Annotated in this window: 27 protein-coding genes; 15 read left to right on the top strand and 12 right to left on the bottom strand. The window is 67.7% G+C overall.

The annotated features are described in order from the left end of the window. Positions 1-198: 198 nt before the first annotated feature. Together EAT49_RS08220 and fliK are read right to left on the bottom strand one after the other, a co-directional pair. Positions 199-894 carry a flagellar hook capping FlgD N-terminal domain-containing protein gene (locus tag EAT49_RS08220; RefSeq protein WP_123641808.1) on the bottom strand — a complete coding sequence of 232 codons (696 nt, stop codon included), beginning with the start codon at positions 892-894 and terminating at the stop codon, positions 199-201. Positions 895-903: 9 nt separating this feature from the next. Then, positions 904-1,290, bottom strand: a complete 387-nt coding sequence (gene fliK / locus EAT49_RS21105; protein WP_185020695.1) for a flagellar hook-length control protein FliK — start codon at positions 1,288-1,290, stop codon at positions 904-906. 1,339 nt (positions 1,291-2,629) lie between these two features. Between fliK and EAT49_RS08205 the strand changes: the two genes are divergently transcribed. From EAT49_RS08205 to EAT49_RS08180, 6 genes are all read left to right on the top strand, one after another. Further along, entirely contained in the window at positions 2,630-2,908 is a 279-nt protein-coding gene (locus EAT49_RS08205) for a rod-binding protein (RefSeq protein ID WP_123641806.1), read from the top strand. Further along, the gene (locus EAT49_RS08200) at positions 2,901-3,242 is read left to right on the top strand and encodes a hypothetical protein (RefSeq protein WP_123641805.1); all 342 of its coding nucleotides are present in this window, start codon (positions 2,901-2,903) and stop codon (positions 3,240-3,242) included. The genes EAT49_RS08205 and EAT49_RS08200 overlap by 8 nt, the downstream gene beginning before the upstream one ends. 217 nt (positions 3,243-3,459) lie before the next feature. Then, positions 3,460-5,007: a flagellin N-terminal helical domain-containing protein gene (locus EAT49_RS08195; protein WP_123641804.1), complete on the top strand. Its 1,548-nt coding sequence runs from the start codon at positions 3,460-3,462 to the stop codon at positions 5,005-5,007. A 97-nt stretch (positions 5,008-5,104) separates the two neighbouring features. Then, the gene (gene flaF, locus EAT49_RS08190; RefSeq protein WP_246003795.1) at positions 5,105-5,479 is read left to right on the top strand and encodes a flagellar biosynthesis regulator FlaF; all 375 of its coding nucleotides are present in this window, start codon (positions 5,105-5,107) and stop codon (positions 5,477-5,479) included. Further along, positions 5,476-5,886 (top strand): flagellar biosynthesis repressor FlbT, encoded by a 411-nt coding sequence (gene flbT / locus EAT49_RS08185; protein ID WP_123641803.1) that lies wholly within the window; start codon positions 5,476-5,478, stop codon positions 5,884-5,886. The genes flaF and flbT overlap by 4 nt, the downstream gene beginning before the upstream one ends. Further along, on the top strand, positions 5,883-6,689 hold the full coding sequence (locus EAT49_RS08180) for a DUF1217 domain-containing protein (RefSeq protein ID WP_123641802.1): 807 nt from the start codon (positions 5,883-5,885) through the stop codon (positions 6,687-6,689). Before flbT ends, EAT49_RS08180 begins: the two co-directional genes overlap by 4 nt. On the opposite strand, the gene EAT49_RS08175 is transcribed toward EAT49_RS08180, so the two are convergent. Continuing rightward, positions 6,655-8,022, bottom strand: coding sequence for a FliI/YscN family ATPase (locus tag EAT49_RS08175; RefSeq protein WP_123641801.1), 1,368 nt, complete (start codon positions 8,020-8,022; stop codon positions 6,655-6,657). The two genes, EAT49_RS08180 and EAT49_RS08175, sit on opposite strands and share 35 nt — an antisense overlap. An 88-nt stretch (positions 8,023-8,110) precedes the next feature. Here EAT49_RS08175 and EAT49_RS08170 point away from each other — a divergent pair, with 88 nt between their 5' ends. Genes EAT49_RS08170 through EAT49_RS08130 form a run of 9 tightly spaced genes read left to right on the top strand, consistent with a single transcriptional unit; the run spans position 8,111 to position 12,651 of the window. After that, positions 8,111-8,491: a FlgB family protein gene (locus tag EAT49_RS08170; RefSeq protein WP_185020694.1), complete on the top strand. Its 381-nt coding sequence runs from the start codon at positions 8,111-8,113 to the stop codon at positions 8,489-8,491. Positions 8,492-8,499: 8 nt separating this feature from the next. Further along, positions 8,500-8,892: a flagellar basal body rod protein FlgC gene (gene flgC / locus EAT49_RS08165; RefSeq protein WP_123641799.1), complete on the top strand. Its 393-nt coding sequence runs from the start codon at positions 8,500-8,502 to the stop codon at positions 8,890-8,892. A 9-nt stretch (positions 8,893-8,901) separates the two neighbouring features. Next, positions 8,902-9,186, top strand: coding sequence for a flagellar hook-basal body complex protein FliE (gene fliE / locus EAT49_RS08160; protein ID WP_123641798.1), 285 nt, complete (start codon positions 8,902-8,904; stop codon positions 9,184-9,186). Continuing rightward, a complete protein-coding gene (locus EAT49_RS08155) occupies positions 9,186-9,458 on the top strand; it encodes a flagellar biosynthetic protein FliQ (protein ID WP_123641797.1) in 273 nt (90 codons plus the stop codon). Before fliE ends, EAT49_RS08155 begins: the two co-directional genes overlap by 1 nt. A 1-nt stretch (position 9,459) precedes the next feature. Beyond that, positions 9,460-10,176 (top strand): flagellar hook-basal body complex protein, encoded by a 717-nt coding sequence (locus tag EAT49_RS08150; protein WP_123641796.1) that lies wholly within the window; start codon positions 9,460-9,462, stop codon positions 10,174-10,176. Positions 10,177-10,188: 12 nt separating this feature from the next. Beyond that, positions 10,189-10,974, top strand: a complete 786-nt coding sequence (gene flgG / locus EAT49_RS08145) for a flagellar basal-body rod protein FlgG (protein ID WP_123641795.1) — start codon at positions 10,189-10,191, stop codon at positions 10,972-10,974. Then, a complete protein-coding gene (gene flgA / locus EAT49_RS08140) occupies positions 10,974-11,387 on the top strand; it encodes a flagellar basal body P-ring formation chaperone FlgA (protein WP_123641794.1) in 414 nt (137 codons plus the stop codon). Before flgG ends, flgA begins: the two co-directional genes overlap by 1 nt. A 10-nt stretch (positions 11,388-11,397) precedes the next feature. Further along, positions 11,398-12,135 carry a flagellar basal body L-ring protein FlgH gene (flgH, locus tag EAT49_RS08135; RefSeq protein WP_123641793.1) on the top strand — a complete coding sequence of 246 codons (738 nt, stop codon included), beginning with the start codon at positions 11,398-11,400 and terminating at the stop codon, positions 12,133-12,135. A 9-nt stretch (positions 12,136-12,144) separates the two neighbouring features. Next, positions 12,145-12,651 (top strand): flagellar basal body-associated FliL family protein, encoded by a 507-nt coding sequence (locus EAT49_RS08130; RefSeq protein WP_123641792.1) that lies wholly within the window; start codon positions 12,145-12,147, stop codon positions 12,649-12,651. Here EAT49_RS08130 and EAT49_RS08125 read toward each other — a convergent pair. From EAT49_RS08125 to EAT49_RS08085, 9 genes are all read right to left on the bottom strand, one after another. Continuing rightward, a complete protein-coding gene (locus tag EAT49_RS08125) occupies positions 12,642-13,022 on the bottom strand; it encodes a hypothetical protein (protein WP_123641791.1) in 381 nt (126 codons plus the stop codon). The genes EAT49_RS08130 and EAT49_RS08125 overlap by 10 nt on opposite strands. Beyond that, on the bottom strand, positions 13,019-14,095 hold the full coding sequence (locus EAT49_RS08120) for an EscU/YscU/HrcU family type III secretion system export apparatus switch protein (RefSeq protein ID WP_123641790.1): 1,077 nt from the start codon (positions 14,093-14,095) through the stop codon (positions 13,019-13,021). The genes EAT49_RS08125 and EAT49_RS08120 overlap by 4 nt, the downstream gene beginning before the upstream one ends. Continuing rightward, positions 14,092-14,865 (bottom strand): flagellar biosynthetic protein FliR, encoded by a 774-nt coding sequence (locus EAT49_RS08115; RefSeq protein ID WP_123641789.1) that lies wholly within the window; start codon positions 14,863-14,865, stop codon positions 14,092-14,094. The genes EAT49_RS08120 and EAT49_RS08115 overlap by 4 nt, the downstream gene beginning before the upstream one ends. Continuing rightward, the gene (gene flhA / locus EAT49_RS08110) at positions 14,862-16,958 is read right to left on the bottom strand and encodes a flagellar biosynthesis protein FlhA (RefSeq protein ID WP_425459515.1); all 2,097 of its coding nucleotides are present in this window, start codon (positions 16,956-16,958) and stop codon (positions 14,862-14,864) included. Before flhA ends, EAT49_RS08115 begins: the two co-directional genes overlap by 4 nt. Positions 16,959-17,063: 105 nt before the next feature. Then, on the bottom strand, positions 17,064-19,340 hold the full coding sequence (locus tag EAT49_RS08105; RefSeq protein ID WP_123641788.1) for a hypothetical protein: 2,277 nt from the start codon (positions 19,338-19,340) through the stop codon (positions 17,064-17,066). Beyond that, positions 19,340-20,209 carry a flagellar motor stator protein MotA gene (gene motA, locus EAT49_RS08100; protein ID WP_123641787.1) on the bottom strand — a complete coding sequence of 290 codons (870 nt, stop codon included), beginning with the start codon at positions 20,207-20,209 and terminating at the stop codon, positions 19,340-19,342. The genes EAT49_RS08105 and motA overlap by 1 nt, the downstream gene beginning before the upstream one ends. A 57-nt stretch (positions 20,210-20,266) precedes the next feature. Then, on the bottom strand, positions 20,267-20,833 hold the full coding sequence (locus EAT49_RS08095; RefSeq protein ID WP_123641786.1) for a MotE family protein: 567 nt from the start codon (positions 20,831-20,833) through the stop codon (positions 20,267-20,269). Then, positions 20,830-21,207 carry a hypothetical protein gene (locus EAT49_RS08090; protein ID WP_123641785.1) on the bottom strand — a complete coding sequence of 126 codons (378 nt, stop codon included), beginning with the start codon at positions 21,205-21,207 and terminating at the stop codon, positions 20,830-20,832. The genes EAT49_RS08095 and EAT49_RS08090 overlap by 4 nt, the downstream gene beginning before the upstream one ends. Before the next feature lie 8 nt (positions 21,208-21,215). Continuing rightward, a complete protein-coding gene (locus tag EAT49_RS08085) occupies positions 21,216-21,713 on the bottom strand; it encodes a flagellar basal body-associated FliL family protein (protein WP_123641784.1) in 498 nt (165 codons plus the stop codon). Positions 21,714-21,760: the final 47 nt, after the last annotated feature.

Here is a 21,760-nt window from a genome sequence, read left to right as displayed (position 1 = left end):
CGTTCGACACCCAAAACCTCGCCCAGCATGGCACCTTCCGATAAGACACGTCGCTAACGACGTCGTTATGCACGTGTCTTAGCTCGGAACCCCGCAATCAGGCAGGCGGCTTCAATCGGGCGGTTACGGTTCTTCACCGCATCCGGCCAGGGGCTTCGCCGCGGTAGGCAAGCCCCGGCGGGATCGCGGCGCCCTCCTTCACCGGGGGCGCTCGCGCAGGGCCGTTACAGAATCGGCCGGGACAACCGTGCCGCCGGCAAGGACCAGGCTGGGCGTGCCGCGATCCAGCCGGACCTCCCTGATGTCGGCGTAGACAGCCGCAAGTTCGGAACCGAGCGACACGTCCGCGGCGAAGCTCTCGACCTCGAAACTGAGGGGTCCGGGCGGAATCGAGAGCCCCGCGGGAGGCGTCCAGTGGACCTCGCCCCCGGTCGGCGGAAACGCCTCGGACGCGACCAGCTGACCGGTCGCGCTTCTGACAGTCAGTGTAGCGCGGTCTGAAAAGGGGACCGGCTCCGCGGCGACCGTTACGCCCGCCACACCTACCTCGACCGGAGCGACCACTCGGGCCTGTCGGCCAACCCACCCGGCAATCTCTCCGAGACCGCCCGAGGCGCGATCGACGATCGTCGCCAGAAGCTCGTTCGTGCGCACCTGCTGCTCGACGCCGGAGAAAGTGGCGAGCTGGACAGCATATTCGGAGGAATCGGTAGGGTTGAGAGGGTCCTGGTTCTCCATCTGCACCGTCAGCATCTTCAGGAACGTATCGAAGTCCGATCCGATCACCGCCCTGCGCACCCCGCCGGAGCTTGCAGCCGCCTCGGCGACGGTGCTCCTGGCGGAATTGGAGAACGCCTGCTGGACGGCAGTGTTCGGGGTCGCGGCTGTTGTCATGGTCTCGCCTCATATCCTGATATCGAGGGTACCGTCGGCCGTGCCGGCGACCCTTCTGTCGGTGCTTGTGCGGCCGGTCTGCTCCGGCGCGGGCTCCGACCCGCCGGCGTCTGCCCGTTCCGCCGCCTGTCCGCGGTCGGGCCCCGAACCGGACCCCGAGTTGGTGAAGCTGTAGCTGACGGCTCCATAGCCGATCTGCCTGAGTTCGGCCGACAGGCTCTCGAGATGCCGGCGGACCAGGTCTGCTGTCTCCGGCCGATCGGCGTTGACCACGACGGTCAGTCCCGACTCGCCGCTCGTGAGGGTCAGGATTACCCGACCGAGCTCGACTGGGTCGAGCCTGATCTCCGTGACTCCGGGCGAGGAAGCCTGAATCACCGTCGTCAGCTGCTGCACGAGCGGGGCGGCCTGCACGGCCGGTGCCAGGCTCGCCCGTGTCGCGGCCGCGCCGGGCGCCGGGTCCGGCGCGACAGGTCCAGCCGAGAGCAGCTCTGCTTGCGGAGCAAGTGCACTCTGCTTCCCTCCCTCTCCCGGCGGGAGACTTGCAGCCCCGGTGACGGACGCCGTCACCGACGGGGGAGGCGCAGACTGGGGAGGGACTGCACCCGCTCCTTGAGTCGTCGTGCCGTGCTTCGCGGTCTTACGCTGATCCGGCCGGGCGGCCTCCCGGGGGACCGGCGCCGGGGTTGCCCGGAACGGAACGTCGTCGCTCGTGCCGCCCGTCATGGTCGTTGGGGAGGTGGACGCCGCGGAGAGCAAGGCGGACGCGGCCTCAGGGGCAGCGGCCGAGGCAGGCGTGTGGCTCGCCGCAGGTCGTGTTGCTCCCGGCGCTGCGACCGGGAGGAGAACAGGCTCAACGGCTGCCGCCGTGCGGGGCGGAGGAGCGGCGGGCGCGTGGGTCGCTCGCCGGTCAAGCGAGCGGGCGATCCCGACTACGTCCTCGACGGTCGTTGCTCGCGTCGCGCCGGTGGCGACCGGGGAGGGTCGTGTCTCCGGATGTCGTTCGCCAACCGGATTGGTTGGAACGGCGGGCTCCCCGGCCTTTCGTGCCGGCGTTCCCGCGAGAAGCGTCAGTGAGTCCGTGGCCGGAAACGCTCCGGTCGCGCGCGTCGGCCTGGTTGGCCGCCGTAGCGCCGTGCCGCCGTCCGGCCGGGGGGACCCCGCTTCATGCCGGTCTTGTCGGTCGTCGACCTCCGCACCGGGCTCAAGGCCGTCGTCGATGGGTCGGGCGGTATCCGGCGCGACCCATGAACCGCCACTGCCGGGCCACCGCATATCCGATCCGGCCGAGCCCGGTGGTGTCTCTCGCGGAACCTCTGGCTCCGGTTCGGCGGCGGCGTCCTCATCGACAGTGATCGACGAAGCAAGCAATGGCGCGTCACCGCCGAGCCGCGTAGTCGTTGGCAGGGCAGGCTCTACCTCGCCCTCAGGCCTCCCCGATCTTGCGGCGACCGGCGCGGGGTCCTCTCCTGTCTCGGCCGATGATGGGGTGACGCTGGGGACGACAGAAACGGCCTGCCGGTCCATGAAGCGGGCGAAGTCGCCTTTCAACAAGGTCTGTGAGGGAGCCGACGCCATATGGACGGCGGCGTGCGGTGCCACATGAGCAGGGGACAGGGTCGTCTGCATCGGATCTCCGGGCCAGAGGCTTCGGAGACAGTTTCGCGGCAATTGCTTACCCGATCTTTACCGCCGACCGGTCATGTTGGGGAAAATCCTCTGCATCGGACCTCACATGACCGACATCACACCGACCGGACCCGTCCCTGCAATTTCCCCGCACGACGCCAGGCTGCGCCATGCCGCCAAGGAACTGGAAGGCGCCTTTCTTGCGGAAATGCTGTCCGCCGCCGGCCTCGGGAAAACCCGGGAGGGGCTTGGCGGCGGCGGCGCGGGCGAGGATCAGTTCTCCTCCTTTCTGACACGGCGGCAGGCCATGGTCATGGCGGAAGCCGGGGGCATCGGCCTCGCCGAATCGATCTTCCGGAGCCTGAAGGAGCGAGCGGATGACTGACGCGATTGCCGCACTTGAGCGTCTCCTCGTCGAAGAACGCCGCGCTCTGCTGGCCGGCGACCTCGGCGCCGTGGCAGCTCTGACCGCATGCAAACGGGCGGCGCTCGAGCGGTTGCGGGTGGCGGAAGTGCCGAAGGAGGCACTGGACCAGATCCGGGAGGAGGCGCAGCGGGTCCACGCGCTTCTCGCGGCCTCGCTCGACGGGATTGCCACTGCACGCGCCCGCCTGCGAGACGTGCGACAGGTTCGGTCGCGGCTGACCACCTACGATTCCCGCGGGCACAAGGCCGACGTCGCTGCGGACACGCGCCACGTCTTCGAACGCAAAGCCTAAAACACGAGCCAAACTCCGGTCATCGCGCGCGCCGGCGTTAGCCCTTCCTTGACGCTTGAGATGTCTAGATCGCCCTGCATTCGCGAGAGTGCGGCCCGCCGGACCGAAGCGTCCGGCTGGTCCCCGTCAGAATGGCGATCTCCGCCGCGGCTGAAGCGCGCGGCGCATCCTCAACCGATGGCCGGGCAAATGCCGGCCGGAAAGGACGATAGTCACGATGTCCAGCATTCTGACAAACAACGGCGCAATGGTCGCCCTTCAGACCCTGAAGTCGATCAACCGCAACCTGACCGATACCCAGAACCTTATCTCCACCGGCAAGGCGATCGGCTCGGCAAAGGACAATTCCGCCGTCTGGGCGATTTCCAAAGTCATGGAATCCGACGTGAAGGGGTTCAAGGCGATCTCGGAATCGCTCGCTCTCGGCGAATCGACCGTGGCCGTGGCCCGCACCGCGGCGGAGACCACGACCGACCTTCTGACCCAGATGAAGGAGAAGATCGTCGGGGCGCAGGAACAGAACGTCGACCGAGAGAAGCTGCAGGCCGACATCAAGGCGCTCTCCGACCAGATCTCCTCGGTCGTAGGGGCGGCCCAGTTCAACGGTCTCAGCCTCCTGTCCGGTACCGACAACGTCAATGTCCTTTCGTCGCTCGACCGGGCGCCTGACGGTTCCGTCACCGCCTCGCAGATCGCCGTGGGGCGTCAGGATCTGACCTTCGACGCAGGTGCGTTCGGGACCGGGACGCCCCTCACCGCGAATGCCACGACCACCCTCGGCGGCAACCTTGCCGCGAACGGGACCGGCGGGGCCTTCTCCAACGGTGCGAACCTGGCCGCCATCACCGTTGCAGGCACGGCTGGCAACGCGCAGACCTATACGATGCAGATCGCGGGCACGACGGTGAACTATACCACCGACGCGACCGGAACGGTCGATGAGATCGCCGCGGGTTTCCAGGCGGCCATCAATGCGGCGGGGATCGAAGGGATCACCGCGACCTCGGCGGCCGCCGTGCTCACCATCAGCTCGACATCAAAGTTCGACGACGTGGAGATCAACACGGGCACGACCTCGGGCGGCGGCGCGACTTTCGCCATCCAGTCCAACGGCGTGACCTCCGCGCCGGCCACCGCCAGCAGCGGAACGATCCAGAGCCGTGCGTCCGAGATCGCCTTCTCCGCCGCAGCCGCCGTCCAGAACGGCGATGGCTACCGCGTGACGATCGGCGGCCAGAACTACGACTATGTGGCCGGTCGCGGCGAGAGCATGGAGGATGTCGCGAGGGGTCTGAAGACCGTGATCGACGGGGCGGGTCTGACGAATATCGAAACCCGCGTGAGTCAGGATCCCGCCACGGGTCAATGGCGCCTCCAGATCGACAACGACGGCACCGCGCTGAGCCTGACGACCACGGGAGCGGCGGGCGGAACGGCCACCGGCGGACTCGTGGGCGTCGACAAGATCGACGTGACCACGGATGCGGGCGTCGCATCCGCCCTCGCCAATATCGAGACGTGGATCGATACGGCGATCGAGTCGGCCGCGGCATTCGGCTCGATCCAGGGGCGGATCGAGACCCAGTCGGAGTTCATCTCCAAGCTGACCGATACGCTCAAGTCGGGCATCGGAAGCCTGGTGGACGCCGACATGGAGGAAGCCTCCGCCAGACTCCAGGCGCTGCAGGTCCAGCAGCAGCTCGGGACCCAGGCGCTTTCGATCGCGAACCAGGCACCGCAGTCGATCCTGTCGCTGTTCCGTTGAGGACGGGGGGAAGACGTCACCGCGCCTTCCCCATTCCGAGACCTGATCCCCCGCGGCCGAAGCCGCCGCACCGATCCAGTCCCGAAAGGACTCCGACGTGAACGTCATCGACCGGGCCCGGCGCGCCTATGCGCCCACCACTTCGCCGATCCTGACAGGACGGGATGCAGAACTGCAGCTCTTCTCGCAGATCACGGCGAAGCTCGCCGCGGCAGCCGCCACACCGCAGGATCTTCCGCGCCTCGCCATGGCCCTGCTCGAGAACCGGCGCGTCTGGGCACATCTCGCCGCCGAGGTGGCCGATCAGACCAACGCTCTGCCAGCGGACCTTCGAGGCAGGATATTCCACCTCTTCGAATGCGTGACATTGCACAGCCGGCGGGTTTTGCGGGGACAGGCAGACGCGAGCGTTCTCATCGACATCAACACGGCCATCATGCGCGGCCTGAACCGCGCCGAGGCTCCGCGATGACCTGCCTCGTTCTGAAGCTCGGACCGCGGGAACGGGTCCTCGTCAACGGCGCGGTGATCGAGAACGGGGATCGTCGATCGAGATTGTCGATCCTCACGCCCAAGGCCAACATCCTGCGCCTGAGGGATGCCATCCGGCCGGACGAAGCCAACACTCCGGTCCGCCGGGTCTGCTACATCGCCCAGCTCGTGCTCTCCGGCGATGTCTCCGAGGACGACGCGGGACATCAGATCATGCAAGGCATCGAGCAGCTGAGCCAGGTCCTGCGCGACGAGGACAGCCGCGCCACCCTGACGGCCGCTACGGAAGCGGTGGCGGCGGCGGATTTCTACCGGGCCCTGAAGCGTCTTCGCGGCCTGCTGCCACGCGAGGAGCGCCTTTTCGGCCTGTCCGGTGAAACACGATGACCTTTCGGCCCGTCGTCCCGCTAGGAGGCTATGCCGGTTGGCGCTTTCTCGATCGCACCCTCGACACGCAGAAGTCCGCATTTGCCGAGAGCGCTCCGGTCGCGCGCCTGACGGACCATGTCCGAACCGCGCTGGGTCGGATCTCCTCGGTGGACGACTTCATGGCCGACCGGCGGCTGCTCGAAGTGGCCCTGGGCGCGTTCGGCCTCGAGGCAGACGTTGGCAACCGGGCCTTCATCCGGAAGATCCTCGCCGAAGGCACGCTGTCCGGGAGCGCCTTTGCCAGACGCCTCGGAGATACCCGGTACGAGGTCTTCTCGCGGGCGATGGGGTTCGGCGATCTCGGGGGCGCGGGCCGGACCCAGTTCAGCGGCTTCGCCGACACCCTCATCTCGCGCTACGAAAGTCGCGCGTTCGCGCGCGCGGTGGGCGAGCAGAACAACGATCTGCGCCTTGCCCTGAACCTCGACTCGGGTCTCGCGGATCTTCTGGCCTCCACGGAAGGAACCCGTGCCCGGTGGTTCGCCCTGATGGGAGATCCGCCCCTGCGCCGGGTCTTCGAGACGGCGCTGGGATTCGGTCCCGGATTCGGGCGGATCGACCTCGATCAGCAGCTTGACCAGTTCCGACAGCGGGCGCGGAGCGTCCTCGGCACCGACGATCCCGCGGACTTCGCAGCCCCCGATATCAGGGAGAGGGTCGTCCGGCTCTTCATGGTGCGGTCCGAATCCCTCGCGTCGCAGTCAGCCTCGCCCAACGCGACTGCCCTCATACTCTTGCAGGGGGCGGCCCGCTTCGGCTGACACCGTCGTCCCGGACCGGGGGCCGCTGGGCCAGCACGCGGCGGAGCGCGGCGAAGCTCTCCTCCGGACCCCGAGGCGAGCGGCGCGCGAGAAAGCGCTCGAGTTCGGCCTGACAGGCGATTGCGGCGTCGAGCCGTTCGTCGCTCCCTGGGGTGTAAAGACCGGACTGGATCATGAGTTCGGACCGGTCATAAAGGCCGAGCATCCGGCGCGCCTCTGTCAGAAGCAGGTTCTCCTGCGGGTTCGCGGCATCGGGAAGCGACCGCGAGACGGATCTCAGGACATCGACCGCCGGAAACCGCCCGCGTTCCGCTATGGTGCGGTCGAGCACCACGTGCCCGTCGAGAACCCCTCTCAGCATGTCCGCCACGGGTTCCTCCATGTCGGAACCCGCAACGAGCACGGTGAAGACCGCCGTGATGTCGCCGGCCTCTCCGGTTCCCGGACCGGCGCGTTCACAAAGGCCGGCGATGGCCGGCGCCGTCGACGGGGGAAACCCCCGCAGCGATGCCGCCTCCCCCCGGGCAAGTGCGAGTTCGCGATGCGCCTCGGCGAAGCGTGTGACGCTGTCGACAAGGAGCAGGACCTGCCTGCCTTCGTCCCGGAAATGCTCCGCCACCGTCATCGCCGCCGGGGCGCAGGCGCGCCGCAGCTGCGGCGCGGAATCGGAGGTCGCGCTGACGACGACGGCCCTCGCCATACCCACGGGCCCCAGAACCCCTTCGACGAAATGGCGCAGCTCGCGCCCCCGCTCCCCGACCAGCGCGATTACGGTTACATCGGCCTCGACCCACCGGGCGAGATCCCCCAGGAGCGTCGACTTGCCGACGCCCGACCCGGCGAACAGGCCGATGCGCTGACCGCGCACGATGGGCAGGAACGTATCGAAGACGGCGAGGCCGGTGGCAAGCCGCGTACCCAGCGGGCGCCGGTCATGGGGGGGAGGCGGCGGCTGGTCGCGGGATCGTCGTCCGAGGCCGGGCAACAGGGGGCGCCCGTCGAGCGGCCGGCCGTCCGGGTCGATGACCCGCCCGAGCCAGTGCGCGCCCGGCGCGAACCGCACCGGCGGGTCGAGCCGCACCGGCGTGCGCAGGCTGACACCGTCCGTGCCCCCTTCGAGCAGGACGACCGCCATATCGGGCATGAGGCCGATGACCTCCCCGCGCCGGTCGCCGAGCGAGGGGAGCGACACCGGATCGCCCAGCCGCACACCTGTCCCGAAACCGGCCACGTCGAGAACGGGACCGCGGACCGCCGCGACCCGGCCGAGCAGGTGCCTGACCCTCAGGTCGCCGACCCGCTCCGTGATCCGCGCCATCAGTTCGTCGTCCATCCAAAGTGTACCCAGTTTGTTCCGACACACCCCTTCTTAAGGAATCAGGCTTAAGGCTTGATTGAAGCCAATCGAGGGAGAAGCCCCGATGCACCAGACCCTGGACGTATTCCAGACAGCCGCCGCAATGGCACGCCACGCCGGCCAGAGACAGGCGGTTGTGGCGCAGAACATCGCGAACGCCGACACGCCCGGCTACCGGGCGCGGCAGATCGCCCCCTTCGTGGAGGTCCATGGCAAGCTGTCGGCGACGGCGATGCGCAGCACGCGCCCCGGCCATCTGGATCCCACCGACGCTGCTGCAGGCGGGTCTGCTACCCGGAACACGGAACCCGCCCCGAACGGCAATGCCGTGTCTCTCGAGCAGGAGATGCTGCACGCCGTCGAGGTCGCGCGAGAGCATGCTCGCGCCCTGACGATCTATCGCAAGTCAATGGAAATCCTGCGCCTTTCCCTGGGCCGCAGGTAGGAGCCGTCATGAACGACTTCAGCACCGCCCTCGACATCGTGGCGAGCGGCATGCAGGCGCAATCCGCCCGCCTCCGCCACGTTTCCGAGAACATCGCCAACGCCGATACCCCCGGGTACCGCCGCAAGACAGTGTCATTCGAGGCGGAGATGGAGGCCGGCAGGCCGACCGGCGGCGTGACACCCGGGCCAGTCCGGCTCGATCGCTCCGAGCTTGCGGAGATCTTCGACCCGGCACACCCGCTGGCCGGAGACGACGGGATCTACCGCGGCAGCAATGTCGATCTGCTGATCGAGATCGCGGACTCCCGCGAGGCCCAGCGCAGCTACGAAGCCAACCTCAAGATGTTCGAACAGATACGACAGATGTCCACGTCCCTCATGGACCTTCTGCGCCGATAGGAGACCCCGATGAAGCTCGATACCTCCCTCGTCGCCCGACAGTACGAGGCAAGCCGACCCGTGACTGCGCCACTCGACGGCGCCGCGGGCAGCCCGCTCGCCGGCGCTGCCGCCGATTTCGCCGAGACCCTGCGCCAGGGCGAGGCCGCCGCGATGTCCGCCATGACGAACGGGGCGGATCCGCACACCCTCGTTCAGGCGTTGACGCAGACGGAGCTCGCCCTGGAGACGGCGGTGGCGGTGCGCGATCGGGTGGTCGAAGCCTACCAGGAAATCCTGAGGATGCCCGTTTGATGCTGACCGAAAGCGCCTTCTATGACGTCATGCGCGAAGGTCTCTGGACCGCCTTCGCGATCTCGCTTCCGATCCTCGCTGTGGCCTTGTTCGCCGGCCTCGTCGTCGGCCTCTTCCAGGCGCTCACCTCGATCCAGGAAATGACGCTGACCTTTGTGCCGAAGCTCGGGGCTATCGTCGTCGTCTTCTGGGTCAGCATGGGGTTCATGTCCCAGTCGCTCTCTGCCTTCTTCCGCGGGACGCTGATCCCCCTCATCACAGGAGGATCGTGAGATGGACAATGCCGGCTACGCGACCCTGACCCGGCAATCCGGCCTGCTGGCCGAAATGCGAATTGTCGCCAACAACATCGCCAACGCCTCCACCGGCGGATACCGGGCCGAGGGCGTGACCTTCTCGGAATATGTCCGCGGCCTCGGCTCCGGCCACGAGAGCCTGTCGATGACGCGCGCCGCCGGACGCACCACCGACCTCGGCCAGGGGCCACTCGAGCAGACGGGCGGGACACTGGACCTGGCGATCGAGGGCGAGGGGTTCTTTCTCGTCCTCGCGCCGGGCGGAGAGAGGCTGACCCGGGCGGGCCATTTCCAGACCAGTGCCGAGGGCGACCTCGTGACACCGGAGGGATACCCGGTCCTCGATGCGGGCGGCGCGCCGCTCTTCGTGCCGCAGGGGACCGGGCCGATCGCGGTGGCCGCGGACGGCACGATCAGCGCCGATGGCCTGCCGCTCGGGCAGATCGGCCTCGTGCTGCCGATAACCCCCGCCGACCTCGTCAGGGAGGACGGAGTCCGGTTCCGCGCGGACGGCGGGACGGTTCCGGCGCTCGAGGCACGGGTCCTGCAAGGCTTTCTCGAAAGCGCGAACGTGGACCCGGTGATCGAGCTGGCCCGAATGATCGAGGTGCAGCGCGCCTACGAGCTCGGCCAGTCCTTCCTGCAGAACGAGCACGACCGTCTTCTCTCCGCCATCAGTTCCGTCACCCGCTAGGAAGGATTTCCCATGCGCGCCCTCCAGATCGCCGCCGCCGGCATGTCCGCCCAGCAGATGCGGGTCGAGGTCATCTCGAACAACCTCGCGAACATGAACACGACGGGCTACAACCCCCGCCGCGCGGAATTTGCGGACCTGCATTACCAGCAGCTTGCGCGGCCCGGCACGATCAACGCGTCGGACGGGACGATCCTGCCCACCGGCGTGCAACTCGGTCTCGGTGTGCGCGCCACCTCTGTCTCCATGCTCCTCGGGCAGGGCGCGCTGTCCGAAACCGGGGGCGATCTCGACATCGCGATCGAAGGATCGGGCTATCTCGAAGTCACCCTGCCCGACGGCCGCGCCGCCTACACCCGCGACGGCGGCCTGAAACGGTCCGGCGACGGGCTGATCGTCACGGCGGATGGCCATGCCGTGGTGCCGGAGATCACCATCCCCCGCGACGCTCGGTCCATCTCTATCAACGCCGAGGGCGAGATTTTCGCCTATTTCTCGGACCGGATCGAGCCCGAGAGCCTCGGCCAGTTCACCCTCGCCGGGTTCACCAACCCCCGCGGCCTCGAGGCGATCGGATCGAACCTCTTTCTCGAGACCGAGGCCTCGGGCCCGTCGAACGTGACGACGCCGGGCCAGGACGGACTCGGCTTTCTTCGGCAAGGCTTTCTGGAGGACAGTTCCGTTGATGCCGTGCGCGAGGTGACGGACCTGATCGAGGCGCAGCGCGGCTACGAGCTCAATTCAAAGGTCATCACGGCCGCCGACCAGATGCTGGGCGCCATGGTGCAGGTGCGCTGATGCGACTGGCCCTGTGTCTGTCCCTCCTTGCCGCTCCCGCTCTTGCCGAGACGCTCGTCGCGACGCGGACGATCCGGCCGCAAGAAATCCTGATGCCGGGCGATCTGGTCATTCAGGCGGTGCAGGTTCCGGGAGGGGTCTCCGACCCCGATCTCCTGATCGGGCAGGAGGCGCGCGTCGCGCTCTATGCCGGCCGGCCCGTGCGCGCCGGAGACGTGGGACCGCCGGCGCTTGTGGAACGCAACGCTCTCGTTCCGCTCATCTATTCGACCTCGGGCCTGACCATCACGACCGAGGGTCGGGCTCTTGATCGCGCCGGGGCCGGCGAACTGGTCCGTGTGATGAACCTCGCATCGCGCACGACTGTGTCGGCCCGGATCGGGCCCGATGGCGCCGCGCATGTCTCTCACTGAGGAATTCCCGATGCGTCTCCTTCTGGTCGCCTTCCTGGCCACGGCCCTCCTGGCGGGATGCAGCCGGCTGGCCGATGTGGGTCAGGCGCCCGAGATCACGCCGGTCAACGCCACCCGGGACCATACCGCCATGCTGACCTATGCCCTGCCGCTGAGGGACGAGACCGCCCCTGTCCGCGCGCCGCTGCAGGACGCGTCGCTCTGGACCGGGGAACGGGGGTCTCTTCTGGGCGACAGGCGCGCGATGCAGCGGGGCGACATCCTCACGGTGGTCATCGAGATCGACGATCGGGCCGAGATATCGAACTCCACCAGCCGGTCGCGCTCCGGGTCCGAGTCCCTCGCTCTGCCGCAGCTTCTCGGCATCCCGCAACGCCTGGACCAGCGCCTGCCGGAGGGAGCGAGCATGGCGAACGCGGTATCGGTGACCAGTGCCAGCGCCTCTGACGGGGACGGTTCGGTCAGCCGGAACGAGCGCCTTGAGCTGCGGGTCGCGGCGACGATCCTCGACGTCATGCCAAACGGGGTTCTGGCGATCGCGGGCCAGCAGGAAGTGCGCGTGAATTTCGAGCTGCGCGAGCTTCTCGTGTCGGGCTTCGTGCGGCCTGCGGACATTACCCGCCAGAACGAGATTTCCTATGACAAGATTGCCTCCGCCCGGATCTCCTATGGCGGGCGAGGCCAGATCAGCGATGTCCAGCAGCCGCGCTATGGCCAGCAGGTCGTCGATGCGCTGCTTCCGTTCTGAGCGCCACGTATGAAGAGCCTGCTGCTCCCTGCCGTCATGCTGCTCCTTGGCTCCGGCGCCGGCGTCGGCGCAGGACTGTTTCTCATGCCTCCGGGACCCGGCGTGGAGGACGCCGGGGCACCGGAGACCGCCGATGTCACCCCCGCCGCGGCGGTGCCCGACGCCGACGGCGGCGAGGAGATCGAAGGCCAGGAGTACGTCCGGCTCAACAATCAGTTCGTCGTCCCCGTGGTCGACGAGGCGCGGGTCGAGGCGCTCGTGGTGCTGTCGCTGAGCCTCGAGGTGACGTCAGGAAGCCGCGAAACGGTCTTCAGCCGCGAGCCGAAACTGCGCGACGCGTTCCTGCAGGTCCTGTTCGACCATGCGAATATCGGCGGGTTCAGCGGAAACTTCACCTCCTCGTCGAACATGCGCGTCCTGAGATCGGGACTGCGGGAGTCGGCTCAGGACGTGCTCGGCGAGCGGATCATCGACGTGCTGATCATCGACATCGTGCGGCAGGACGTTCAGGGCTGATCCGGTCGCCCGGATTGCGGGGCGTTCCCGTGGGCGATCCCGGTCGCGGCCTCCCTGCGGCCGAAGGCGCGGGCCAGGCGGCGCTGGGCCCGGTCCTTTTGCGCAAGGAGCCGGGCAAGCTCCGTGAGCAGGTCCGAGCGCCTGCCGTCGATCCAGCTTTCCCACAACGGATCCGCGCCGGCGAGCCGGGCCGCATCGGGACCACGGGTCAGATCCTGCAGACGGTCCTGCCTGCAGGCCGAGAGCGCGTCGATCCGGTTCCGCAAGGCGGCCTCCTCAGACGCGATCCGCGCGGTGCGGGACTGCTCCACCTGCCAAGCGGCATCCACAATACGGCGCAGCGCTGCGATCTTCTCGCGATCCGTCCTCATTTGCCGCGCGCCTTGCCGCGAAGATGCTCGGCGAAGCGGATCGCCGCGGCCACGGCCCGGTAGTGTGTCGGACTGATCTCCTGTCCAACCTCGACCTCGGCATGAAGCGCGCGGGCCGTGGGCGGATCGGACCGGACAGGGATACCCTCGGCTGCCGCGATCTCGCGGATGCGCAGAGCGATCTCGTCGACGCCCTTGGCGACGCAGACCGGGGCGCCGGGCGAACGGCGATCCCATTTGAGAGCCACGGCAAAGTGGGTCGGATTGACGATGACGACATCGGCGCGCGGCACATCGGTCAGCATCTTCTGCATTGCGACCCCGATTGCCTTCTCCCGACGCTGATGCTTCATCATCGGGTCGCCTTCGGACTGCTTCAACTCGTCCGTCAGTTCCTGTCGGCTCATCCGGTTCTTCCGAATATGCTCGGCATGCTGGAACACCGCGTCGAGGACGCCGAGGACCACCGACACGACGAGCACGATGCCCAAGAGCCCGAGCGAGAGATGTCCGAGTTCAGCTGCGACCTGTTTCGGGGCGAGCTGCATGGTCGTCATGATCCGCGGCAGGCGGGACGCCAGGTAGACGCCCAGAACGACCGAGTAGATCACCAGCTTCAGGAAGCTCTTGAAGAATTCGAAGAGCCCCGCGCGACCGAATTTCTGCCTGGCGCTCTCGATCGGCGAGATACGGGAGAGCTTGGGGACCAGTTTCGACGGGGCAAAGACGACGGCGCGCTGGGCGAGGAACGCCAGGATTGCCGCAACTGCGGGAAACAGGAACCATGGCCAGCTTCCCGCCGCGACCGCGACCATCAGTTCCCTCTGAAGCGGCCCGCCCGTCCCGAACACCTCGAGCGCAAGCCGGTCGGGCCCGGCTAGAAGCGTCATGAGGAAGGTCGCCAGTTGCTGAACGACCGGGGCGCCCACGGCAAGTGAAGCCAGCAGGAACCCGCCATAGGCAGCGGCTGTCGCGAGATCGGCCGATTTCGCCACCTCCCCCTTTTTGCGCGCGTCCTCGAGCTTCTTCGGCGTCGGCTCGAAAGACTTCTCGCTCTCGTCCGCCCCGCTCATGGCAGCGGGCCGAAGGGTGACTCGAGAAAGGTGAAGAGCGCGCCGCTCCAGAGCTGGAGCAGAGGCGCGGCGGCCAGCGCGAGCAGGGCAAGTCCACCCGCCGTGATTGCCGGTGCGCCGACGAACGAGACCATGAGCTGAGGCATCGCCCTGTTGATGACCCCGAGCGTGAGATTGTAGAGCAGCGACGCCACAAGAAACGGCGCGGACAGTACGAATGCCAGGCTGAAGCTGCGTGCGGTCTCCGCAACCCCGACGTCTGCGAGCCGGGCGGGGTCGGGGAGGGTGCCGACCGGCACGAGGTCGTAGCTGCGGATGATGTATTCCGCAGCGGCCACATGAAGACCGAGGATGGTCGCGAGCGCGATGCCCCCGATCACCAGCACATGGCCCATCGCCGGCAGCGGATCGATGCCGGCCTGGGCGCCGAGAATCTGGCTCAGCGAGGTCGATTGCGCCGCGATCGTCCCCGCGATCTGCAGGGCGAAGACGAAGAACCGGATGAAAAGCCCGAACGCCAGCCCGACCAGCGTCTCGCTCAGCACGGCGGCCGGTCCGGGCGGTGCGACAAAGCTGGCGCCGGCCGGGACTGCCGGGGCGACCAGCAGGGTGAAGGCGAAGGCCATCGCGAGCCGGACGCGGAGCGGAACCGATTGCTCGCCGAAGGCGGGAAGAGCGGCGATCATTCCCCCCACCCGCAGAAACACCCAAATGGCAGTGGAGAACGCGTCCCCGGCGACGGGCAGAAGTTCGGACAGGGTCGAGATCATGCCGGAACCAGCCCGACCAGAGCGGGGCGGGCATCGAGTCCGATCTCCTCGAACGAAAGGACCGGGTTCGGAATGCCCTTTGCGGCAAGGACGGTCCGGATGAACCTGCGCCGCCTGAGGGAGGTGACGACCGCCGGGAATCCGCCAGCTTCTCCCGCCCTGGAACAGGTCTCCGCGATCGCCGCGGCGAGGCGGTTGAAGGCCTCCGGTGGCAGCGCGACGTCGCCGCCGCCGCGGTCACCGCCCAGTTGATGTGCGGCGAAGGTCTCCTCCCACTCCGGCGCCAGCTGGACGAGGGGGATGGTCCCGTCGGCACGGCGATACTCGGCGACGAGCTGGAAGCCGAGCCTCTGCCGGACATGCTCGGCGATACCTTCGACAGTCGCATGGAGCTGTCGTCCCTCGGCGATCGCCTCCACGATGAGCGGCAGGTTTCTGATCGAGACCCGCTCCTCCAGAAGCAACCTGAGCACGGCCAGGAGGACATCAACCGGGACCTTGTCCGGGATCAGTTCGTCCAGCATCCGGCGGTTGGCCTCGGCCCGCTGACGGTCGGAGAGGTTCGTCAGTTCGTCGAGCAGGCGCCGCAGCGACTTGTGCGTCATCAGGCGTGGAAAATTTGACTTGATGGTCTCGAGGAGGTGAGTTGCGAGAATTTCCGGCGGGTTGACCACCGTCAGCCCCTGGATCGCAGCGATCTCCTGCTGCGCCGGATCGATCCAGCGAGCGGGCGCGCCATATACCGGTTCCGCGACGTCTTCGCCCGGTATCTCCACCGCGCCGGAACCGGGGAGCAATGCCAGTGCCTGGTCCGGCCGCAGGCTCGCCCGGGCCTGCTCCACCCCATGCACCCGGATCGCGTAGTCTCCGGGGCGCAGGGCAGGATTGTCGGTAAGTCGGATCTCCGGAAGCAACATCCCAAAGCCGGTGGCGACATGGCTCCGCATGTTGGCGATCCGGGCATCGAGTCCCGTCCCCGGGTCGAGAACCATGTCGACGAGATCCGGCGCGAATTCGACATGGATGTCGTCGAGATCGAGCATGTCACCCAGTGACCGGGACATCGGCGCCTCCGCCGCTTCGGTCGTGCGTGTCTCGCCGCGTCGGTCCCGGGACCGGTTTCGGGCCACCTGAGCCGCGCACCCGAGCAGCACGCCGGCCCCGAGGAGGAATGGCCCGGCCGGCAACCCGGGAACGAGGGCAAACAGCGCCATCAGCAGCCCCACGGTGGCGAGCGCCGCCGGATGCCGGCCGAGCTGGCCGGCCAGCGCGAGATCCATGGCGCCGGACGCGCCCCCGCGCGCCAGAAGCAGCGCTGCGGCGATGGAAATGATCACGGCCGGGATCTGGTTCACGAGCCCGTCGCCCACGGTCAGGATCGCGTAGGTCTCGAAGGCCTGGCCGAGGGGCATGCCATGCACGGCGGTTCCCATGACGAGCCCCATCACGAGGTTCAGGACCGTGATCAGCAGACCCGCGATGGCGTCGCCCTTGACGAATTTCGAGGCGCCGTCGAGCGAGCCGAAGAAGGTGGTTTCCGCCTGTTCCGTCTCCCGGCGGCGTTTGGCCTCGGCATGGTCGATCGCCCCGGCGTTCATGTCGCTGTCGATTGCGAGCTGTTTCCCGGGCATGCCGTCCAGCGCGAACCTTGCGCCTACCTCGGCCATCCTCGTGGCGCCCTTGTTGATCACGACGAAGTTGACGATCAGAAGCACGCAGAAGACGACCAGACCGAGAAAGACGCTGCCGCCCATGACGAAGCTGGCGAAGCCCTCGATCACGTCGCCTGCGGCGCCGGTTCCGGTGTGACCCTCGCCGATGATGAGCTTCGTCGAGGAGACGTTCAGCGACAGCCGCAGCATCAGCGACGCCAGGAGGACGGTCGGGAAGGCAGAGAAATCCAGCGGTCTGTCGATGAAGAGGGTCACCGTGAAGATCAGGATGGCCAAGGCGAAGGAGGCCGCGAGCCCCAGGTCGAGAACCCAGGCCGGCATCGGCAGGATCATCATGACGATGATCGCCATCAGGGCGAGGGCCAGCAGGATCGTCGGCTGGAAGAGAGACCGGACGACGATCATGTCGACGGCCGCCATACCGGTCGGGTGCATGGCATCGGCGAGGCAGCACTCATCGACCGTCGATCCCTTGATGCGTGGAGGACTCGGCACCTGACGGGAGAAGGTTCATTTGTCGAAGAATCACTGTCGGGGATCGTCAGCAGGGGCGGGAAAGCGCGCGATGATCGTGTCGAGAAGCTCTCGCGCCTCTGCGCTCTCGGCCAGGAGCGCGCGGCCTCCCGCGATCGTCGGAGGTTCTTCGAAGGCCTCTGCCGCGGGTCCTGCGCCCGGGGTCGGTTCGACCGGATCAGGTTCCGCCCTGTCGATGACGAGAACGGACAGCCGGCTGAGCTCCGGATCCGGGGAAACGGCTAGGCGGCTCCAGGCTCCGGCCCGCCATGCGGCATCCGCGGCGGACATCGCCTCCGCGCCCACGGCATAGGCTTCGGTGTAGTCACCGCCGGCCGAAAGGGCAGCGGCGCGCAGATCCGTTGCGCGGGCGTCGGTCATCGCGGCAAGCAGGTCATCGACCCGGGCGAACTCTCCGAGCGCAAGGGCGATCTCCGCCCTAAGGTACCGCCGTTCCTGCGCGGCTGCACGGACGGGTGCGGTCAGCATCACCTGCGCCGCCTGGGAGACCAGCCCGAGATCGATCAATCGTCGCGCGACGGCATTCTCCGCTTCGGCCGTCAGCGGCCGAGGCGTGTCCGGAAGAACTCGCTCAAGGAAGCCGACGTCGTCGAGATCCTGCGCCATGGCGACGAGCGTTTCGGAAAGCAGCCCCTCCAACCTGTCCGCCGGAAGCCGCTTGCGTTCGTCCTCGATCGTGGCAAGCGCCCTGTCGTGATCGCCGGCGAGCAGGTGGGTACGGATTTCCGCGGCCGCGAGATCGGCGACCACGGGCTGCCCTCGATGCTCGAACCGCAGCACGCTGGCCAGATCGAGAAGATCGCGGGGAACCAGGGTTCCGGTCTCGGCCGAGAGTTCGAAGATGCGGAGCAGCATCTCGGGCCCGGTTCTCCCGTCATTGCGGGCCGTGTCGATCATCTCCTGCAAGGAGCTTTCGGGGTCGCCGTAATGCATGGCGAGGTCGGCCACGGCCAGCATGACGTCCTCGGGATCCGTGGCAGGAGACCGCGCCGCGCGGTCCAGGAGGATGGCGGCGGCATCCTCGTCGCCGGCGTCGAGGAAAAGTGGCGCCAACCGTCCTGCGACCTGTCCCTGGACCGGGGCAGGCAGGGTCTTGAAATACTGAAGCACGCCATTCCGGTCGACCTCCGGGCGGGCGGGTATGGCCGCGCGTCCGAGGAGGGCCCAGAGGGCTGCGGGCGTCCGGCAGCCGATCTGTTCGGCGAAAAGGCCCGTCGTGCCGGGCAGATCGTCGACGAGACGGGAGAGTTCGGCGAGAACCGCATGTTCTTCCGACGGCGCATCGATGAGGGCAAGCGCGCCGAGCGCCTCTGTTCCGAAGCCGAAATAGAGGTAGGTCCTTGCCAGATCCGCGGCCGAATCGGCGGCAAGGCGGTCGAATTCGCCGACCAGAGAGCGGCGCGCCTCCGACAGTTGGGCATGAAAGGGCGTCGCGTCGCCCCATGTGTCGAAGGCGAAAAAGGACTGGGGCAGGCAGGCCGCGTCCGTCCGGTCATCCGTGGCGGAGAACGGATCGGCCTCGCCGAGATCGCGGTCAATCGCTGTCCGCGCGGCGATGCCCGGCTGTCTTTCTTCATGCGGAGCAGGAGTTTCGGCAGACGGGTCCGGTTGGGCCGGGCGGGGCGAATCGGGAAGCGGAGGCGTCACCGCGGCGTCAGCCGCGGTCGTCAGCAGGCCTTGGCTCGCCGCTCTCGCTATGCTCCGGATCAGCGCTTCTTCGGCGGCGCTCAACCGCTCGGACTCCTCGGTCCGGATCCGGAAGGGATCCGGCATCAGCGCGTCGTATCCGAAGGGGTCCGACTCCGCAGGAGGCGGCAAGGCGATTGCGGCCGCGCGGGATCCGGCGGCTGCGGTCGTTTCGTCGGCCTCGTCCCCGGGCGGATCGACCGCGGTTTCATGGGGGGATCCCTCCGGCGGAGGACCGTCCACCAGATCGATCACCAGCCGGTCCGGACGCCAGAGAAACGCCGTGGCATGGCAGTCGCAGGCGAGAGTGATGCGCAGGGTGCCCGCAGCCCCGTCGAGACCGGCGAGGCGCGTCCCTGGAATGCGGTCGAAGACACCGTCGAGATCGTAGATCAGCGCCCGATCCTCCAGAACCAGCAGGTAGTCCGCCCCGGACCGACCGAGCTGCCAGCCGATGCCCTCGGGTACCGTTAGCACGAGCCTCGTGAACTGCGCCTGCCAGCCACTGCGGACCGGGACGGTCTGGGCAACCGCCGAGCCCGAAACCAGCAGACCGGCAAGGATGACGGCCGACACGCGCATCACGCGGCCCCCTGCTTCACGGCCTTGAGCGCATCCTCGAGTTCGGAGTAGCTCGGCCTGTGGTGGCCGGGGGTGTTCTGCCGCCCCACCTCGATGCAGATGTTCGCCGCATGCTGGTAGAGATTCGCGACGAGCACCTCTCGGATCAGCCGGTAGAAGTGATGATCCTCCTCGATCACGGTGCGGACCTTGTTCGAGAAGGGTCCGACGATCCCGTAGGACAGGAAGACGCCGAGAAACGTCCCCACAAGGGCGCCGCCGATCAGCTTGCCGAGGATCTCCGGCGGCTGGTCGATCGACGCCATCGTCTTGATGACGCCGAGGACGGCCGCGACGATCCCGAGCGCCGGGAGGGCGTCGGCGGTGGTCTGGAGCGCGTGGGCGGAATGCAGCTTGTGCTCCAGCGATGCCTCGATCCGTTTCTCGAGAACCTCCTCCACCTGATGCGGGTCGTCGTAGTTCATCGACGCCGACCGGAGCGTGTCGCAGATCAGTTGCACCGCCTCGCCGTCCGCGAGAATCCGGGGATAGCGGCTGAAGATGCGCGAGGTCTCGGGCGCCTCGATGTGTTCCTCGAGTTCGACCGGCGCGTTCCGCGCGACACGGATCAGTTCGAAGAGAAGGCACAGCAGGTCGCGGTAATCCTCATGTTTCCAGTTCGGCCCGCGGAACACCTTGCCGATGTCCCGAAGCGTCTGTCGAATTGCCCCCATGTCGTTGGCGATCACGAAGGCGCCGAGGGCGGCACCGCCGATCATGATCATCTCGAACGGAAGGGCCTTCAGGATGATGCCCATCTTGCCGCCGGCGAGAAGATACCCGCCGAAGACCATGACGAAGATGATGACGATTCCGACGATGACGACCATTGAGTCCGCTCCGTTTCCCGCTCTGGCTAGCGACCGCGGGTTAAGGACGGGTCAATGTCACTCGTCGGGGGCGTTCGCATTGCGACCGGCAAGGATGACGCTGATGGAATAGGCATTCGCCGGGTCAAGTCCCGTCAGGATGTCCGCCGCGGCCTCGGGCCGCATCCGGCCGATGAAACCTGCGGCGAACTCCGGAGACATTGTCGCGAACAGCGCGGAGGCGTCGGCCGGCCGCATGTTTTCGTAGACCGTGACCAGCCGGTCGAGGTCGGTTTCCGCGGCGCTCTCGACCTGTGCGATCGTCGCGGCGAGGTCGGCCTCCGCCTGTTCCAGCTCCCCGATCCGGGCGACGGCCTGGGCTTCCGCGACCCGGAGAGCCTGCATCCGGTCCGCAAGCGCGAGTTCCCGATCCGCAACCCGACGCTCCCGGTCGTCGAGCGCGACGAGAATCGCGGAGATTTCCTCTCTCGGCAGGCAGTCCGACTCCGGGGTCTCGGTCACGGCGAGGTCGCCGCTGGCGGCGAGAACGTGGCCTGCCTGGCCGCCGACGCGCAGGAGGCCGGACCCCACGAGGAGTGTCGAGAGAACCACGAGGACGCCCCGGCGGGCGGACCCAGCCTTCATTGCCCGGCCCCCTCTGCCGGGCGCCGGACGAAGAACGGATGGCGCGCCGTCAGCGGTTCCCGCTGCGGCGCATCCGCGGGCGCAGCAGGTGCCGGCAGATCGTGCAGGGCCGCGACGAGCAGCTCCAGCCTCTTGCCGGCAGTCTCCGCCCGTTCGGTCTGGTCGGCCAGCGACATGCCCCGGGCCTGAGCCTCGGCCCGGGCGAGGGCGACGGCGCGGGTCAGGTCGTCGATCTGCGCCGACAGAACGGCAACGGCGCCGCCGACCCCCCTCTCCAGGTCGGTGAACCGGCGCAGCCGCCCGGCGAGCACATGGCAGTAGAGACCTGCGCCGAGCGCGCCGGCGACGAGCAGGATATCGGCAATCAGGTTCATGCAGCCTCTCAGTTCAGGACGAATTCCATGATGAGCAGATCGTTCACGCGACCCTCGCCCGCGACGACCTGGATGCGCCGCAGCATCTGGGCCCGGAGCCGGATAAGAGCGCTGGGATCCTCGAGATCGGTCAGGTCCACCGCCCGGAGATAGCCGTTCAGCACGTCGACGATTCGCGGTCGGATCATCTCGACGGCGGCGACCTGATCGGGAGGAACCTCGAGCTGCGCCGTGAAACGGAGATGCTGCCGGTTCTGCGCACCCGGAAGGGCGATCACGAGTGGATCGAGCGCCACGAAGGCTACCGGCGCCAGGGGTAACATCTGCTCCCGGGAGGCCGGATCACCCGCGCCGCCAGAGAACGGCAGCATCCCGGAGCGCGCTGCGAAGAATCCCCCACCGGCGCCGGCGACTGCGAGAATCAGCCCGAGGATCAGCGGCAGGATCCTGCGCCGGGGCGGCCCCTCGGAAGGTTCCTGCGTTGCGTCGGCGATGGTATCGGACATGCTTTGCGGCCCTCAGTTTCCCGGCCTTCATAACCCGCCAAGAGCTA

The sequence above is a fragment of the Histidinibacterium lentulum genome, from assembly GCF_003789055.1.
Classification (GTDB): domain Bacteria; phylum Pseudomonadota; class Alphaproteobacteria; order Rhodobacterales; family Rhodobacteraceae; genus Oceanicola; species Oceanicola lentulus.
This window is presented reverse-complemented; position numbering and strand designations above follow the sequence as displayed.